The organism is Nonomuraea sp. NPDC004702 (genome assembly GCF_053601695.1).
Map to the genome: position 1 here is coordinate 1 of NZ_JBSGCE010000122.1, position 16,617 is coordinate 16,617.

General features: G+C 66.6%; 16 protein-coding genes and 3 pseudogenes. 11 read left to right on the forward strand and 8 right to left on the reverse strand.

Annotated elements, in window-relative coordinates:
- The first annotated feature begins 48 nt into the window (after window positions 1-48).
- A complete protein-coding gene (locus ACWEJ6_RS51935) occupies window positions 49-1,146 on the forward strand; it encodes a transposase (RefSeq protein WP_452433024.1) in 1,098 nt (365 codons plus the stop codon).
- A gap of 79 nt (window positions 1,147-1,225) precedes the next feature.
- Here ACWEJ6_RS51935 and ACWEJ6_RS51940 read toward each other — a convergent pair whose 3' ends face one another.
- The 3 genes from ACWEJ6_RS51940 to ACWEJ6_RS51950 form a co-directional block, all read right to left on the reverse strand.
- The gene (locus ACWEJ6_RS51940; protein ID WP_452433026.1) at window positions 1,226-1,399 is read right to left on the reverse strand and encodes a hypothetical protein; all 174 of its coding nucleotides are present in this window, start codon (window positions 1,397-1,399) and stop codon (window positions 1,226-1,228) included.
- Window positions 1,400-1,558: 159 nt separating this feature from the next.
- A complete protein-coding gene (locus ACWEJ6_RS51945) occupies window positions 1,559-2,332 on the reverse strand; it encodes a class I SAM-dependent methyltransferase (RefSeq protein ID WP_452433028.1) in 774 nt (257 codons plus the stop codon).
- A 137-nt stretch (window positions 2,333-2,469) separates the two neighbouring features.
- Window positions 2,470-4,554, reverse strand: coding sequence for a prolyl oligopeptidase family serine peptidase (locus tag ACWEJ6_RS51950; RefSeq protein WP_452433029.1), 2,085 nt, complete (start codon window positions 4,552-4,554; stop codon window positions 2,470-2,472).
- Between the two features lie 286 nt (window positions 4,555-4,840).
- On the opposite strand from ACWEJ6_RS51950, the gene ACWEJ6_RS51955 reads away from it, so the two are divergent.
- Window positions 4,841-5,991, forward strand: a protein-coding gene (locus ACWEJ6_RS51955) for an IS3 family transposase (protein ID WP_452433048.1) whose coding sequence is annotated in 2 segments (ribosomal slippage) — window positions 4,841-5,039 and window positions 5,039-5,991 — 1,152 coding nt in all. Because the reading frame shifts where the segments join, the coding sequence is not laid out codon by codon here.
- Window positions 5,992-6,045: 54 nt separating this feature from the next.
- Here the strand turns inward: ACWEJ6_RS51955 and ACWEJ6_RS51960 are convergent.
- The gene (locus tag ACWEJ6_RS51960) at window positions 6,046-6,630 is read right to left on the reverse strand and encodes a recombinase family protein (RefSeq protein WP_452433031.1); all 585 of its coding nucleotides are present in this window, start codon (window positions 6,628-6,630) and stop codon (window positions 6,046-6,048) included.
- Window positions 6,631-6,892: 262 nt separating this feature from the next.
- Between ACWEJ6_RS51960 and ACWEJ6_RS51965 the strand changes: the two are divergent.
- A pseudogene (locus ACWEJ6_RS51965) lies at window positions 6,893-7,664 on the forward strand (transposase family protein).
- 44 nt (window positions 7,665-7,708) lie between these two features.
- On the opposite strand, the gene ACWEJ6_RS51970 reads toward ACWEJ6_RS51965, so the two are convergent.
- Entirely contained in the window at window positions 7,709-8,410 is a 702-nt protein-coding gene (locus ACWEJ6_RS51970) for a S1 RNA-binding domain-containing protein (protein WP_452433033.1), read from the reverse strand.
- A 123-nt stretch (window positions 8,411-8,533) separates the two neighbouring features.
- Window positions 8,534-9,352 (reverse strand): annotated as a pseudogene (locus tag ACWEJ6_RS51975) (IS3 family transposase); the annotation flags it as partial.
- A gap of 132 nt (window positions 9,353-9,484) precedes the next feature.
- On the opposite strand from ACWEJ6_RS51975, the gene ACWEJ6_RS51980 reads away from it, so the two are divergent.
- Both ACWEJ6_RS51980 and ACWEJ6_RS51985 read left to right on the forward strand, forming a co-directional pair.
- Window positions 9,485-9,922: a helix-turn-helix domain-containing protein gene (locus ACWEJ6_RS51980; protein WP_452433035.1), complete on the forward strand. Its 438-nt coding sequence runs from the start codon at window positions 9,485-9,487 to the stop codon at window positions 9,920-9,922.
- The gene (locus tag ACWEJ6_RS51985; RefSeq protein WP_452433036.1) at window positions 9,904-10,596 is read left to right on the forward strand and encodes an IS30 family transposase; all 693 of its coding nucleotides are present in this window, start codon (window positions 9,904-9,906) and stop codon (window positions 10,594-10,596) included. The genes ACWEJ6_RS51980 and ACWEJ6_RS51985 overlap by 19 nt, the downstream gene beginning before the upstream one ends.
- Before the next feature lie 36 nt (window positions 10,597-10,632).
- On the opposite strand, the pseudogene ACWEJ6_RS51990 reads toward ACWEJ6_RS51985, so the two are convergent.
- A pseudogene (locus ACWEJ6_RS51990) lies at window positions 10,633-10,863 on the reverse strand (transposase); the annotation flags it as partial.
- 78 nt (window positions 10,864-10,941) lie between these two features.
- On the opposite strand from ACWEJ6_RS51990, the gene ACWEJ6_RS51995 reads away from it, so the two are divergent.
- Window positions 10,942-11,124 (forward strand): hypothetical protein, encoded by a 183-nt coding sequence (locus tag ACWEJ6_RS51995; RefSeq protein ID WP_452433038.1) that lies wholly within the window; start codon window positions 10,942-10,944, stop codon window positions 11,122-11,124.
- A 62-nt stretch (window positions 11,125-11,186) separates the two neighbouring features.
- Here the strand turns inward: ACWEJ6_RS51995 and ACWEJ6_RS52000 are convergent, their stop codons facing one another.
- A complete protein-coding gene (locus ACWEJ6_RS52000) occupies window positions 11,187-12,560 on the reverse strand; it encodes a hypothetical protein (RefSeq protein WP_452433039.1) in 1,374 nt (457 codons plus the stop codon).
- A 296-nt stretch (window positions 12,561-12,856) separates the two neighbouring features.
- Here ACWEJ6_RS52000 and ACWEJ6_RS52005 point away from each other — a divergent pair, with 296 nt between their 5' ends.
- The 5 genes from ACWEJ6_RS52005 (at window position 12,857) to ACWEJ6_RS52025 (ending at window position 16,220) form a co-directional block, all read left to right on the forward strand.
- A complete protein-coding gene (locus ACWEJ6_RS52005; protein WP_452433040.1) occupies window positions 12,857-13,165 on the forward strand; it encodes an NIPSNAP family protein in 309 nt (102 codons plus the stop codon).
- Window positions 13,166-13,225: 60 nt separating this feature from the next.
- Entirely contained in the window at window positions 13,226-13,630 is a 405-nt protein-coding gene (locus ACWEJ6_RS52010; protein WP_452433042.1) for a hypothetical protein, read from the forward strand.
- A gap of 55 nt (window positions 13,631-13,685) precedes the next feature.
- Window positions 13,686-14,174, forward strand: a complete 489-nt coding sequence (locus ACWEJ6_RS52015; RefSeq protein ID WP_452433044.1) for a hypothetical protein — start codon at window positions 13,686-13,688, stop codon at window positions 14,172-14,174.
- Between the two features lie 631 nt (window positions 14,175-14,805).
- Window positions 14,806-15,156: a DUF5958 family protein gene (locus tag ACWEJ6_RS52020; protein ID WP_452433046.1), complete on the forward strand. Its 351-nt coding sequence runs from the start codon at window positions 14,806-14,808 to the stop codon at window positions 15,154-15,156.
- 461 nt (window positions 15,157-15,617) lie between these two features.
- Entirely contained in the window at window positions 15,618-16,220 is a 603-nt protein-coding gene (locus ACWEJ6_RS52025) for a hypothetical protein (RefSeq protein ID WP_452433047.1), read from the forward strand.
- The last annotated feature ends 397 nt before the right edge of the window (window positions 16,221-16,617 follow it).

The window sequence follows — 16,617 nt, forward strand, 5'->3', positions numbered from 1 at the left end:
GGCCGGCTTTCCCGGCCTCGGACTACTACGGAGCCTCCGCCCCGCCCGATGCCATCAGCAGACGACGTGCCTGCCCTTCCGCCACGCTGGCCGCGTGGGGCGAGGGCAACATCGGACGGTTCCCACGTTCGTCACGAAGTCGATCGACGGACGAGGCGTCCAGCTCTACCCCTGCGGCATCACCACGGCTACGCCGCAGACTGCGACGCCACCGCGATCACCGCCCAACTGCGAGGGGTCATCGAGCGGCTGATCACCGCCGGGCAATGGCGCGGCGGCGATCCGGACGTGCTCATCGTGACCGACGCCGGCTACGACATCACCCGCCTGGCCTACGTCCCGCGTGACCTGCCCGTCGAACTGCTGGGCCGTATCCGTTCCGACCGGGTGCCGCGCCTGCCCGCCCCACCGCGACGCTATGACCCCAAGGGCGGTCAGCCGCCCAAGCACGGCGGCGAGCTCGCTCTGGCCAACTCCGCCACCTGGCCCGAACCCGCGGTGACCACGGTCACCGACACCACCCACTACGGCAAGGCCGAGACCAGCGCCTGGGACAGGCTTCACCCCCGCCTCACCCACCGCGCGGCCTGGCTCGACCACGAGGGTGAGCTGCCCCTCATCGAGGGCACCCTGATCCGGCTGAAGGTCGAGCACCTGCCCGGTGACCGCGACGCCCTGCCAGTCTGGCTCCGGTCCTCCAAGACCGGCGCCATCGGCTCCGACGTGGATCGCCGCTGGCAGGCGTTCCCGCGCAGGTTCGACCTGGAGCACACTTACCGGTTCTGGAAGCAGACCCTCGGCTGGACCCGGCCCAAGCTCCGTGCTACTCAGGCCGCCGACCGCTGGACGTGGCTGCCGCTCATCGTTGTCACCCAGCTGCGCCTCGGCCGCCGGCTGACAGAGGATCCGCGTCATCCGTGGGAGAAACCGGCCTCGCTGGGGCAGCTCACTCCCGCCCGGGTTCGGCGCGGGTTTCGGAACCTCCGTCCCGCGCTTGCCCAACCGACCGGCGCGCCCAAACCCGCCAGGCCCGGCCCCGGACGCCCACCCGGCATCCCCAACCGTCGACCCGCACCCCGCTACGACGTGGGCAAGACCGTCAAACGCGGCCGCACGCTCGCGGCACTACAACAATCTGGAGGATAAAGAACAAGCTTAGCGCTTCAGTTGGCGGGAATCGCACGCTGTAGCGCTAACCATGGCTATTGATCATTGCTGTGTGCACCTAATTGGCTTCGAGAACGAAGAACAGGAAGCTCAGGAACCTCGTGCCGGGGATCCTGCTGAGCAGTTCGCGGGTTTCCGGCACGAACGGCGGATCGCTGATGACGCTGATGCGAAAGCCCGCGGCGGTGAAGGCTTCGGTCATCGCGTGCAGCGGCCGGTCCCAGAACCTCATCTGGACGGCCTGCCCGCCCTGGGCCCATTCTTCGGTCCGGCTGCGGGTCTCGAAGTACTTACAAGGCGTTGCGTTGACCGCTTGACCCGCACCGATGAGGGGGGCGCAAGCGTCCTGCGAGCAACAGCGCGGTCCGACCGGGGACTGAGAGCCCGGTGTCTATACCTTGCTCGCGACCACCATGTAGTTCTCTGCCTCAAGATCGAACGTGCTCACTTCCGTCCGGAGTCCGACCCGGTGCAGCTCGACTTCGAGTTCCTCGTACCGGTAGGGCCAGCAGGACAGCAGTTCCGAGCGGACAAGAACCGGCCCAGTCGCGTCAACTTGCGCGATCGCAATCTCGATGTGGTGCTCCTCCTCCCAATGCGGCGCAATCTCCCAGCGGTAGACCACGACGGCATCGCGACCGTTCCGGCGGACGAGTCGGTCACTGATGTCCAGCCGGGAACCTCTGGCCCTCACGAGTTCCCAAGTGCGGGATGTGAGCACCAAGCGCCCGCCAGGGCGCAGAAGCCGTGACATCGACTCCAGAGCAGCACCCCTGCCTGTCGCGCCCGCGGCATGGTGAAGCGAGTTGCCCACGCAGAACACCATGTCGAACGTGTCGTCCTCGAAATGGTCGGGCAACTCTTCCCAGTTCGCCCGCATGGCCCGGACGGATGCCCCGAACTCCTCAGACAACTCCGCGGTCCGACGAACCATCGCTTCGCTGGCGTCAGTTGCGACAACCCGCATGCCACGACCGGCGAGGCCAACCGCCAACTGTCCGGTTCCGCACGAACAGTCGAGGACGTGAGCGTTCGACGGCAGGAGACTGAGGACGTCATCGAACGACGCAGCGAACTCGGCTGGAGGCAACTTCGCATCCGAGATGAGCCATTCGTACACCTCGGCAAGCACGTCATAATCCGTCACAACCACTACCTCCGTCACGCGGCAGACTCACGGCGGGACGTCAGTCCATCATCGGAGCAAGCCGGGCACCAATGGTTTTCGCAAGGACAACCCGTCCGCGCATGCCGCAGTTAGCGCGAGCTGATCCGCGTCCGTACCCGACGTTTCTGTCGTCATCATGACCCGCCGGACGCGTGCAGGACGAAAGCCAGCACATCGGCGAGCAGTGCCTGCTCCTGGCCTCGGGTCGAGCCGGCGCCGTGCCCGCCGTGCTCCTCGACGCGCATCAGCACCGGCCGGTCGGAGGCCGTGGCCGCCTGCAGGCGGGCGGCCAGCTTCGCCGGCTGCCACGGCGGCACCCGCGCGTCGCGCAGGCCGGTGGTCAGCAGCACCGCCGGGTACGGCACGCCGTCCCGAACCCGCAGGTAGGAATCGATGATCAGCAGGGCACGCAGGCCCTCCTCGGTGGTGACGCTGCCGAACTCGGGCACGTTCATCGGCCCGCTTTCGGTGAACTCGTTGCGCGTGGCGTTCACCGTGGGCACCTGCATCGCCATGGCCGCCCACAGATCGGGGCGGCGCACCAACGCGCCGCCGGTGGGGATGCCGCCGCTGCTGACGCCCTCGCCGGCCAGCCGCCCTGGACGGGTGTAGCCGAGGGCGATGAGATGCTCGGCGCAGTCGATGAAGTCCGTGATGGTGGCCTCCTTGCGCTCGCCGCGCCCGGCCTCGTGCCACTCGCGGCCGTAGGCGCCGCCGCCGCGCAGGTGCGCGACGGCGTAGACGCCGCCACGCTCGTACCAGGCGAGCATCTCCGGACGGAACTCCGGCAGGTCGATGAACCCGTGGGAGCCGTAGCCGGTGAGCACGGCCGGGTTGTCGCCGTCCAGCTCCAGGTCCTTGTGGTGGATGACCGTGAGCGGGATCGGCGTCCCGTCCCGCGCGGGCACGCGCAGAGTACGGACGTGCACGTCGCCGAAGTGCACTGGTGGGCGGGGCGCCAGCCCGGTGTCCTGGAGGAACTGGCCGTCGTAGCGGTAGAGCCATGGCGCGTCGGTCCAGCCGGCCACCAGCAGCAGGGCTTCGGGCCGCGTCGGGTGGGTGGTCCACTCCACGATGGCGCCGTCCACCGGCAGCGGGAGGTCGGCGGGCTCGCCGCCGGACAGGGGCACGTGCCGTACCCGGCTGACGCCGCCGTCGAGATCGCGCACCAGCAGCCGGTCGCCCACCACCCGCACCGACTCCACCACCCGTTCACCCGCGGGTACGACCACTCGGGCTCGGGACAGATCAGGTGCGGCAAGCGGAACGGCCAGGACGCGGGAGCGCGGCGCGTCCCGATACGAGACCAGGTAGAGGGTGTCGTGGCTGGTTGCGAAGGCGGTTACGCCGTCGGCCGCGCCCGCGACCTTCCGCCACGGGCAGGCGGCCGGGTCTGCCAGCCCGGAGCGCGGCGCCACGTACATCGTGCAGTCGCTCAGCTGCTCGCCGGTCCAGGGCCAGGGGGTGAGCGCGCCGTGGGAGACGATCGCCAGCATCCATTCGCCGTGCGGCGGCACCACCAGGAAGGGGCGGTCCCGCGGGGTCAGCTCGACGTGGGGGTTGAGGCCGCGGGCCAGCACCACCGTGTCCTGCGCCGGGTCGGCGCCCAGCCGATGCAGGAAGGAGCGGCTGTCCAGGCGGTGCTGCTCCGCGTAGCGGTGATAGACGAACGACCGGCCGTCCTCCAGCCAGCTCAGGAAGGCGAAACGCGTCGTGGGCGGGATCGTGTCCAGGAGGGCGCCGGAGTCGGCATCGATCACGTGGATGGAGCTGTCCTCCGACCCGGAGTCGGAGACGGCGCAGGCGACGTGGCGGCCGTCGGGGGAGGGCACGTACCAGTCGATGGCGTGGTGCCCGGCGACGGGCACCACGCCGGGGTCGAACAAGACCCTGCTCGCTCCGCCGGCCTCGGTCACCGTCAGCACCGGCACGCGGGCGTCCGGCTCGCGCACCAGGGCGAAGACCTTGTCGGCTGCCATCGCCAGGCCGAAGTACCGCGTGAGCGCGCTGCCCAGTTCGCGGATCCGGGTCAGCAGGCCGGCGCGGTGCGGCAGGGCGTCCAGGTGCTCTCGGGCGTGCCTGGCCTGGGCGTCCAGCCAGTGATGAAACTCCTCGCCTTCGGCTTCCATCCACCGGTAGGGGTCTTCGAGTGTGACGCCGTGGAGGGTCTCGCGCACGACGTCCACCCGGGCGATCGCAGATTCGATGATGTCGCTCATAGGCGCATGATCATATGAGGGAGATCCAGCGACTTATCAGACATTGGATCATGCGCCCCTCCGCGGGCTCGCCTGACGGCCATGCCGAGCAAGCAACAGTCATGGCCTCTGACCAGCCCTATTAACCCTTTCCGGCGTACTTGGTCTGCCCCCCAATTTCGGACCGGATGGCCCAAGACCCTGGAGTTGGCCCGGTTTGGTGGACAGCTGATCTCTGGGGAACCCTGGTTCCCGGAAGAAGGAGTCTGCTGTGCCGAACAACTATCCGCCGGAGTTTCGCCGGCGGATGGTGGAGCTGGTGCGTGCGGGACGGACGCCGGAGGAGCTGGCCAAGGAGTTCCAGCCGTCCGCGCGGTCGATTCGTACCTGGGTGCGCCAGGCCGATCTGGATGACGGCCGCCGCCAAGACGGCGTGACCAGCGCGGAGAAGGAGGAGCTGGCCCGGCTGCGCCGCGAGAACAAGATCCTTCGTGAGGAGAAGGAGATCTCGCGCGAGGCCGCGGTTTTCTTCGCGCGGGAGACGGATCTGCCGAGACGAAGTTCCGGCTGATTCATGCGGAGAAGGACCACCACGAGGTCTCCCCGCTGGCCCGGGTGCTGGGTGTGTCGCGCCAGGGCTACTACGCCTGGGCGGCTCGCCAGGTGCGCGGCCCATCGGCTCGAGCCCGCCGCGACGCCGAGTTGACGGAGCGGATACGCGAGCATCACCGGGCCTCGGATGAGATCTATGGTGCGCCGCGTATCCATGCCGACCTGCGTGAACTCGACGGGGTCCGGGTCGGTCGCAAGCGGGTGGCCCGGCTAATGCGCCGGGCTGGGCTGGCCGGGGTGAGCAGGCGTAGAGGCTGCCGCACCACGATCGCGGACGGGCGTGCTGCGGCTTCCGATCTGGTCAAACGCCAGTTCGCCGCGGCCGAGCCGAACCGGGTCTGGACCGCCGACATCACCTACGTGCCGACCTGGCGGGGCTTCGTCTACCTGGCGGTGGTGCTGGATGTGTTCTCCCGCCGGATCGTCGGCTGGGCGATGGCCGATCACATGCGCACCGAACTGGTGACCGACGCCCTGGCGATGGCGATCCACCAGCGCCGCCCCGAGGCCGGGGTGATCCATCACAGCGACAAGGGCAGCCAATACACCTCCATCGCCTTCGGCCAGCGCTGTGAGCAGGCCGGCGTCCGCCCGTCCACGGGCCGCACCGGGACATGCTTCGACAATGCGATCACCGAGAGTTTCTTCGCCTCGCTGGAGTGCGAGCTCATCGACCGGCGCACCTTCCGCACCAGGTCAGAGGCCGAACGAGCCCTGTTCAGCTACATCGAAGGGTTCTACAACCCACGCCGCCGCCATTCCGCCAACGGTCAGCTCAGCCCGGCCGAATACGAACGCCGACACACGCTCAAGAACGCCCAAGCCCTCGACTATGCTGCCGCGTAGTCGCAAGCCCTGATGTGTCTATCGAACCGGAGCAACTCCAACCCCCACCGGGTCCTACGCCCTGTCTAGGGTCTTCTTTGGCTGGCGGCGCACGGTGTCGCCCTTCACGTGCCCGTACACCGTCGAGCGCGGCACCCCGAACAAGTCCGCGATCGGCTGGACGGTCTTGTCCCGCGTGTCGTACAGCTCCTGGGCGAGGGCGGCTTGGTCGGCCGTGAGCTTGGGCCGGCGTCCACCGACCCGGCCGCGGGCACGAGCGGAGGCCAGGCCATCCATCGTGTTCGCCACGATCAGCTCGCGCTGCAGCTCGGCCAGGACCGACAGCATGCCGAACATCGCCCGGCCCTCCATCGTGTCGGTGTCGATGCCCTGCTCGATCACATGCAGTCCCACCCCACGTTCGCGCAGGTCCGCCCCGAGGATGCCCAAGTGCAGGACTGAGCGCGACAGCCGGTCCAGCCGGGTGACCTTCAGTGTGTCGCCCTCGCGCAGCATCTTGAGACCCAGGTCGAGGCTGGGACGGGAGGCCTTGGCGCCACTGGCCTTGTCCAAATGGATGTCCTTGCGGTCGACGCCCGCGCGCAGCAGCGCGTCGATCTGATGGTCGGCGGTACTGACTCGCGCGTAGCCGAAGAGCACTGTCGAGATTTCTTCACGTACCGTTCACCGACATTGATTTTCGACACGAGTCATCGACAGTACCCACCTGCGGCTCCGTGATCGACTCGGGTCGATTCCCGAAGTCTTCTTCACTAGTTCTCGAAGTCATCTGCACTGAGGCATTTTCAACGTGATCGCGCTGGTCAGCAGGGGCGGCGCCGGGACGGGTTGGCATGAGAAGAGGCTCTCGGTAAGACAGCAGTCGACCAAGATCCGATACCTCTACCGGAGAACCTCGTCGCTGTCTTATCGTGCCTCGATTCCGCTGTCCAATCACACCCTGATCCGTCTGGCCGAGCTCATCCGTACCCGGCGTGCCGAGCGCCGCTGCCGATGGCGGCGCCTGGACGCGTCACGGCAAGCCCCGCTCGTCCTGGCCCACCCGCGCAACGGTGACACCTACGCACGTCTGGCCGCGGGCTTCGCCATCGGCACCAGCACCGCCTGGCGCTACGTCCGCCAGGCGGTCGACCTGCTCGCCATGCTCGCCGATGACGTCCACGCCGCCGTCTTACGCGCCGGCCGGCTGGCCTACGCCAATCTTGGACGGCACCTTGATCCCCATCGACCGGCTGGCCAACGAACGGCCGTACTACTCTGGCGAACACCGACGCCACGGTATGAACGCGCGGCCCCTGGCCGACCCATCCGGCCGGCTGGTGTGGGCCTCACCCGCGCTGCCGGGCGCCACACATGACCTGACCGCGGCACGCGCCACCGGCCTGATCGACGCGCTGACCGCCGCGGGGGTGAAGACCTTCACCGACAAGGACTATCAAGGCGCGGGCGGCGGCATCCGCACGCCGTTCAAAGGCCATCGGCCGCAGCCCGCCGCTGTCACGCCACAGCGCTCGGTCAACCGCGCACACGCCCGCATCCGCGCCTGCGGAGAACGCGCCGCTGCCACTTTGAAGACCTGGAAGGTCCTGTCCCGCCTGCGCTGCTGCCCACACCGCGCCACCACGATCGTGCGGGCCATCCTCGTTCTACAGCTCATCGAAGAAGGCCGCTAATCAGGATGAAAAGCGCTCACTGGTCATCGCTTGTCTTGAACTGCCTACTCGGCCGCTGCCGGCCTCGGGTCATGAGCGCCGATGCGGGACAGGTGGAGGCGGTGCCCGTCGCGGTCCAGACCGATGACGGTGACCTGTACGTTCTCGCCCAGCTGGACGGCCTGTTCGGGCGTATCGACCTGGACATCGGCGAGGTTGTCCTTGTGGATGAGGCCATGAACACCGTCGGCGACTTCGACGAACACCCCGAACGGGATCGCTTTGGTGATGGTGCCGAATAGGCGCTGCCCCACGGCGGTGTTGTCCGCGAAGATCTGGAAAGGATCGGGATGTAGTGCTCGCAGGGACAGCCGTGCTTCGCCGTTGGTGGTATCGAACTGGAGGACCTCGCCGCGCACCCGCTGGCCAACGTGGACCACGTCGGTCACCTCGTCGAAGTGCTCCCAAGTGAGCTCGGGGACGGTGACAAATCCGACGCCGGGATAGGACGGATGGGGCGGCCCGTCGTCCAGGGCGATGAAGACGCCGAAGTTCTGGATGTCGGCGACCGTGCCGGTAAGAACGTCGCCGGCGCGAAGGCCCTTCAAGTACTGCCACAGATCGGGATGCTCGGTCGCTGCCAGGGACAGCCAGATGCGCCTTGCGGACTCATCGATGGAGACGACCTCAGCGGTGACAAGCTGACCGGCTCTGACAGCGTCAGAGCGGTTTCCTCTCCATGGGAAGTCCCTGATGTACGCGGGCATTGACGCATCTCCGTCGAGCCGGACGCGAGGTCCGAAGGGCCGCTCGTCCGGCATGACCGTGCCCGAGACGATGTCTCCGTGACATGCCCCGCGTTTTCCGGACACCGGAGTAAATGAACTATATCATGCAGCGGCTCGCCCATCGAACCATTCCTCGAGAACTTCCAGCGGCGGCCGATATCCCAACACAGAATGCAGGCGCCGACGATTATAGAAGCCCTCTATATATTTGACCACAGCGGTACGTGCTTCCGCCACACTCGTGAAGCTGCGATGATGAACGAACTCCGTCTTCAGTTTGCCGAAGAACGATTCCGCCATCGAGTTGTCAAAACATATTCCAGTTCGCCCGACCGACTGCCTCAAGCCATGCCGGTTCAGCATGCCGGCGTACTCGTGAGACGTATATTGACTGCCCCTGTCCGAGTGAAAAATCGCACCAACGGGAATATCGACCCGCATCGCGGCCATGTCGAGGGCGGCGCACACCAAACCGGCCGGATATCGCACATCCAATGCCCAGCCGATCACCGCCTTCGAAAAGCAATCAATGACAGCAGCCAGATAAAGCGGCCCTTCTCCAGTCTTGATCTCAGTGATATCACCGACCAGCTTGGCTCCGGGTTCCTCGGCGGTGAAGTCGCGGCCCACCAGGTCCGAGATGGGGCCAGCCGCCTTGTCCGCGACAGTCAGCCCACGTCGCCGCTCGACCCGCACCGGCGTCAGGTCCAGGTCCCGCATCAACGCACGCACCCGCCGGTAACCGTACGTCCACCCCGATCCGGCGAACACCTCCTCGATCAACGGTTTAAGGTCCTCACGCCGCCGCTTCCCGGCCGACATCGGCCGATCCCTCCACTCGTAATAGCCCGATCTCGACACCCCGAGAACACGACACATCATGAGCAGGCTGAAGTTAGCCTCCTCCGCGTGGATCAGCGAGAACTTCTCGCCGGCTACCGCTCCCTCGCAAAGAAGGCCGCCTTAGATTCAAACGATCAACGCAACACTGCAAGTGGATGGGTGGATGGGTGGATCGTGGCTCGGATGGGTCGGCCGGGAATGTCAGACGCGATGAAAGAAGACCTGTGGCGGCGGTGGCGCGCCGGTGACTCCATCAGCGTGATCTCCCGGGCACTGGGCAAACCCCCGGGGTCGGTTTTCACGGTGCTGAAGCACCATGGCGGCATCGCGCCGGTCGAGCGGGTGCGCCGGGCCGACCGTTTGAGCGCCGAGGAGCGGGAATCGATCTCTCGAGGCCTGGAGGCTGGAGCCTCACTACGTTCGATCGCCGTGTCGATCGGACGCTCGGCGTCCACGGTGAGCCGGGAGGTCGCCCGCGACGGTGGCCGGGTGAGGTACCGTGCCCTCGCCGCCGAGCGACGCGCTCGAGAGCGGGCACGTCGCCCAAAACCGTCCGCCCCGCGGGACAATCCGGTGCCGCGCTGGCTGGGGATCGAACTGCTCGACAACGAGTGGTCGCCGGAGCGATCGTGGGGCATCCGCGGCTGACGCACGCTAGCGACCCGGCCATGCGGATCAGTCACGAGAGCATCTACCGTGCGGTCTACACGACCCGGTGGAAACTGATCCCGCGTGAGCTGTGCACCAAACCGCGCACGCGCCGTCCTATCCGCGAGAACGAGAGGAACACTGTCAAGGGCCAGTGGCGTGCGCAGATCACCGGGGCACGGCCGATCGAGGAACGACCTGAGGCGGCCAACTCCCGGACCGAGCTCGGCCACCTCGAGGGCGATCTCATCGTCGGAGCCAAGAACAGTCAGGTCGCGACGCTGGTCGACCGCGAGTCCCGCTACCTGACCATGGTCGCGCTACCCAGCCGTCACACCACGAGGGTCATCCCCGCTCCGCGGCAGGCATTCACACGGATGGATGCACGCTTACTCAGCACTCTGACCTGGGACCGCGGCATGGAACTCGCCGGCCACCAGTTGCTGACGGAAGCGACCGGCATCGACGTCTTCTTCGCCGCACCCCGCAGCCCATGGCAGCGGGGCACGAACGAGAACACGAACAAGCTAATCCGGCAGTACTTGCCGAAGGGCACCGATCTGAGCTTGTACAGCCAAGCCGACCTTGACTCCCTGGCCGCTCGGCTGAACAACCGCCCCCGCAAGTGCCTCGGCTACCGAACCCCGGCCCAATGTGTTGCCTTGACTCTTTGAATCTAAGACGCATTTTTTCAAAAAAGCGTTCTCCTGCTCAAGTTCCGCGATCCGACGTTCCATCTCGCGTACCCTCGCACGCTCCGCGGCATCCCGAGCCGGCTCGGTGTTCCCCGACCGGCGGCGCTTCTCCTTGGTCACCCAGTCCCGCACAGTCTCCCGCGATACACCGAAATCCTTGGCAGCTTGCCCGATCGTCGACTGCTCGTCCAAGACGGCCTTGACGACCTCGTCCTTGAACTCCTCTGAATAGTTCTTCCCCGCCACGAACCCTTCCTTCCAGACCAGTCAGCCCCCTACTTGGCACCGTGTCCGGAAGATCAGGGGCACCTCACTCGTGCGAAAGTGACCAGCCTGGGCAAGGCGCTCGACAAGGCCGACCGGCTGTTGACCGCGATCAGCGCGATCGACGAGCCGAACACCTTCGACGAACAGGCCCGGCAGTTGCTGGAAGAACGCAAAGTGCTTCTCGACAAGCACCGGGCATCCCCGCCGGCCGAGGGCGAGGCTCCCGGGCCGTTCGGCTGAACCCACGGTGACCTGCAGGCCGCCCAGGCCGAAGGGGCGGCGGAGCGAGCGGAGCGGTTTCGTCAGGTCGCCGAGACACTGCGCGGCGGGGCGGAGGTCGCTGCGGAGTTGGCGGACAACGCCGAGGCGTACGCTGCCCCGCTTCGAGGGCTCCTGACCTCCGGGCGAGCCCAGGAGATGCCGCAGCGCAGGGCCAGGCCTCGCAGTTCGGGGCTGGTCCGGCCGGAGATCAGCAGCGATTGGACGAGGTCGCGTACGGCGGGACGAGCGTGGGTTTCCTGCGGTGCCTGGCGTTCGGCGGCCAGCAGCGCGGCCAGGCATTGGTCCCGGCCACCGGCAAGGCCGTGGGCGCGGGCGAGGTCGGTGAAGTAGCGAGCCCGGCGTTCGGTGGTGGGCAGGCCGGCCGGGCGGATGCGGCGGGCCGCGGTGAGGGCGGCGCCGACATCGCCGGCGGCGTACTCGGCGGAGATGCGGTGCAACTGGACGGTGGCGGGGGTGAAGCCGCCGCCGTGATCGCGCAGCAGCACCGGGCCCGCAGTGAGGCGGGCGGCGATGACGGCGGCCTCGTCGGTGAGCTCGCGCATGCCGGTCCTGTCGCCGCGGTGGGCGGCGGTGTAGGCGGCGGACTGGATCAGCAACCCGCGCTGGGCCGTGTATCGGGCGTCGGACCCACCCGCCAGGGCGGGGTGGTCGGCGGCGCTCAACGCGATGGTCATGGCCTGGTCATACCAGCCGGCCTTGCGAGCCAGGACGGCGAGCTGGCGGGCGGCCTCGGCGGCCAGCAGCGGCCTTTCGGCGCCCGCGGCCAGCCCCCGGGCCCGGTCGGCGGCCATCCAGCCGAGCTGCTGGTCATCCATCTTGACGAGCAGGCGCGTGATCAAGGTGTAGATCTCCGCCAGCAGGGCGGCGCCCTCGGCCGTCGCGTCGCCGGCGGCGTGCGCGGTGGCCAGCAGCAGCGGCAGCCGCTCAGCCAGGCGCACATAGCGGCAGGCGTGGAAATCGGCGTGCGCGACGGCCAGCGCCGAGCCGAGCTGCCCGGCGGGAATGTCGGCCGGGGCCGGGCCGAGGCCGAGCATGGCATCGCGCACGCGCGTGATCAGCAGGACGCCGGCGTCGGCCTCGCTGACCGGGTCGCCGGAGCGCAACAGCGGGGAACCGGTGCCGACCGCGGCGGCGGTGATGGCCAGGTTGGTCAGAAGCTGCCGTCGCCGCACCGGATCATCCTCCCTTGCTTGCCCGCTGGCCACGCTATCGGCTGCGGCGGCGGAGAGCGGGGCCGTTGCGGGCAGGATTCGTGCGCGGCTGCTGGGGGCGGCTTCGGGCGCGAGGCCGAAGGTCTGCGGGGCGATGTTCAGGGCGCCGGCGAAGCGGCGCAGCACCAGCAGATCAGTGAGCGGGGCCAGGCCGCGCTCGTAGCGGGAGACCTGGGAGGCCAAGTAGCCGGTGCGGGAGCCGAGTTCAGCCAGGGTGAGCGTGAGAGCCGCTGGGATTTCCTCAATGGGCTCGTGACGATTTCCGCGACGCCCTGATCGCCCTCGGTCTCACGATGTGAGAACTTCTTCAGGCCCGTTCGCACAGCTTCTCACCGGTCGTCCTAACTCCGCGGAACTCGCAGCGATCACCGTGGGTCTTGATCTCATGAGGGGTACCAAGAGGGAGCAGATGGCTGGTGGGCACTACAACCCTCACCGTACGGTGCCCGCATATCCAACCTGAGGCGAAAGGTGACAACATGTCCGGGACTGTTCAGCATCGCACCTACACGATCCGAGAAGGCCTGTTGGAGGAATGGTCAGAGAAGTGGCGATCACAGATCGTGCCGCTTCGTCTCGAATTCGGGTTCCAGATCCACGGCGCCTGGCTGGATCATGAACGGAGCCAGTTCGTGTGGGTTCTCTCCTACGACGGACCTGAGAGCTTCCAAGAGCGGAACCAGCAGTACTGGGCTTCTCCTAAACGCGTTGAAATGAGCCTGGATCCATCGCGCTACTTGGTGGACCGGGTGGTTCGCGAGGTGACCGACGCCTTTAACATGCAGTGAGCCCTTTTCATCCTCCCTGCCCGGCTCTTCTGAGCAGGACTGATGGCGAAAGGACGCCACGTGAGCCCGACCCCTGACGAACGCGAACGCATCCGCGCCGGCATCCACCGTCTCCTCAACGAGCAGGCCGAACACTCCAACGGCGCCCTGGCCATCGTCGCGCTCGCCCAGAAAGCGCAGGTCCCCCGCAACGCTCTCACCCAGCGCCACACCGACCTGAAGAACGAGTTCTACGAACTCGTCAAGGCACGCAGCGCGACCCCGGACGTCGAGGTCCGACTCCGCGCCGAGATCACGAAGCTGAAGAAGACGATCGCGAACGAGAACAAGGAACTCGCGCAGATCAAGGGAGACGTCCCCGCCCTGGTCCGAGTCGTCCACCAGCTCACCCTCGAGAACCAGCAACTGCGGGCGCAGCTGGAATTGCCCGAACCGAACGTCACGCCGCTGCACCATCGGCGCTAAGAGGCGGCCGGTCCGCTACCCTCTCACGTGATCATCCGCCTGGCGAGAGGCTGCCATGTTCCGTGCCCTGGCCATCCTGGCTGCCACCGCGCCGCAGTTCTTATCCATCCTGATGCTCGAAGACTGCGGCTATTTCGCCTATGAGGTGATGGACCCGAGCCCGCTGGAGATCGCCGTCTGGCGGACCGCCGGATACGCCTCGACGCTGCTGCCCATCGTGCTGGCGTTCCTCGCGCTCTGGGCGCCTCGGCAGTTCCCGAAAGTCGGTGCGATCTGCGCGGCGGTGACGTTGGTCCTCAACGCGCTGACCCTCCTCGTCCCCTACACCACCCCCTGCGGCCAGACGAGCGGCGAGTGGCTCGTGGTGGCCTGCCACGCGGTCGCTGTCATGGCCCTGCTGCGGACCCGGCCGGGACACCAACTGTCGAGACCGCGGGCGGCCGTCTGGAGCGCCGTCGTGCTCCTGGTGCTCGGGCGAGCCTTGGCCAGGAAGTACTCCTCCAACGGCATCGTCGGCTGCTGGGCGGATTTGAAGGGCACCTAGGCACTGACCCGCATACCACCTCGACACTGCCGAGGGCCCTCAACATCTGGGTCGGCCTGGCTGCTATCGGGGCCGTGCTGGCCCCGCATCCGAGCGCGCCGTTCGTCGGCTTGGCGCTGCTGGTGCCCGCACTGTTCCACCCGGTCGCTTGGTTCGTGTCGTCCGCGCAGCATGGCTGCTCAAGCACCTTCGAACTGTTCGCCTGGCCCCATCTGATCGCGGGAGTGCTGGCCCTGCTCTCTCAGGCTCGCCTGCCCGGCCGAGCCGGTCCCGGCGCACCCCCGGAGCGGGAACCTGCCCAGCCACACTCTCCGTGAGTGACCCAGCGTCAGCTCGTCATCGAAGTCGCGCCGGGATGGTTACCTGTGGTCTCGTCGCCGGAGTGCAGGACTGGTCGCTGAGAAGCGACAGGCGTCGGCTGACATTGCATGCTGGGGCTCCACGACGCCGGCGAAACAACCGCAAGAAGACCCAACACGCAGACTTGACACCGAACATCATCGAGACCGGCAGCGACTCCTACCGCCTCGCCCAAACCCAAGCCCGCGCCGAAGCCTGAAAGGCCCCTCAGCTCTGTCGCCGAGCTGACCTGGCAGACCCACCCCTACCAGCTAGCTGCGCGGGGGCGGCCATGACCAGCGATTATCTTGTGATACTCAACGAGCTCGCCCAGGAGCTGAAACCACTTGAGACCGGCATCGCCTGGTTCAGCTCCCTGAACCCCGCCGAACAAGGCCAAGCCCTCCGTGAGCTCTCCAACTACTGCATCCAGGCCCACCCCAGCCAGGAAGAGGCCGCCGAGAGCATCCGCCGCGCCGGGCTTCGCCCGACCCATACACCTGCAATGCTCATCACCCGCCCAGGCCTCCCCAGCCAGCTCAACAAGATCATCCATCTGCCTCAGGTCGAGAGGAACAAATCCTTCCGACTGCTGATCGCACTGCTCGGCATCTCTGACATGCGCAGACGACTGCAAGATTGAGCCCTTTTCATCCTCCCTGCCCAGCTCTCCTGAGCAGGACTGATGGCGTACCTACCGATCCGGCTCGGCTGCCGGAGGTCTGGGCCTGGCCGCAGGCCACAGGGTCCATCTTCGCCGGCCAGCCCTCCTGGCCTGCGGAAATAGGATGAAAAACGCTCACGGAACGCGTGCGTGGGAGACGTTGAGCGTGGCACGGTGAGCCAGCACGCGGAGCCTTCCGGAGGGTGGGATTTCTTGTGGTGAGAACACATCTACCGCAGGCTTCACGTCTGTCTCCGGCCTGCGACGACTTCTCTCGAAGGCCTGAAACGCTACCATCGGCGTCACGGATATGCCGCATCACCCGATTTATTTCCCTGGGACCACCTCAGTAACTATGCAAGTGGTAACTTTTGTATATCATACAGAAGTGGCGATGGGGAATCGCCGGGATGATGTGGTTAACGCGTACGGAGGACGGGATGCTGCTGTCTGTATACTGCTCTGGCTCGATTGTGAAAGGCGCGTCGGACGAGAAGAAGCTCTGCTGGAGTGACATGGAGCGGTCTGAGGTTAGTAAGGGAGCCGCACCGAACGAAGTTGTATATCTCAACCCCGACGATCCGATTACCAGCCCTGGCAACACGCTTGGGCAATTCGGCCGAGATATGTATCAAGTTATGGTGTCAACGGCAGTCATCGTGGACGCTAGAGAGAGGCGTGGGCTAGGTATAGGCGTGGAAATGGCTGCTGCGGCCACTTATGGGACACCTGTCATCGTCGTGGCGCCGCGTAACTCCAAATATCGATCAGATGTCCTCGAATATCGGGGCGTGACAATCAACAACTACATCCACCCCCACGTTCACGCGTTGGCGACGGCCGTAGTAGGCGACTTCATGGCCGCTGGCGAAGCGTTGGCGCGACTGGCTCGCCAGGATGAGCACCACGTGGAGCCGGAAGCGCCAACTTGGCTCGAAAAGGCCATCAATGAATACGTGAGCAACGTTCTTCCGGGGGACGTTCCAATGATGGATGCGCTGCGCCGACTCGAGGCGGTTTCTGTGCCGACTCGATCAGCATGAAAGTCAACGCCAGCTCGGCCATGCTGGAACCGAGCGCTTTGGCGGCCTTGGCCCGGTGCCGGACGCTGGCGAAGGTGGACTCGACGGATGCCCCGAGGAGCCCTTTCATTCTCCTGCCTGGCTCTCCTGAACAGGACTGATTACCGCATCCATCGGCCACGCTCAGCCGCCGGAGGGCCGGGCCTCGCCGCAGGCCGGACTCGCCTTCGCCAGCAACCGCTCCTGACCCGTAGCGATAGGATTAGAGGGCTCAATGAGGTGATCGCAGCGAAATAGTCCGGACGATTGGGATTTCTTGGACGTCGTTGCCGACGTTCCGGGCCTTTCGGGAGGAGCCGCCGAAGGCCGGGAAACAAGCATGGAGCCCCCGGTGAAAGATCTCTCAACCAGCCGGAAG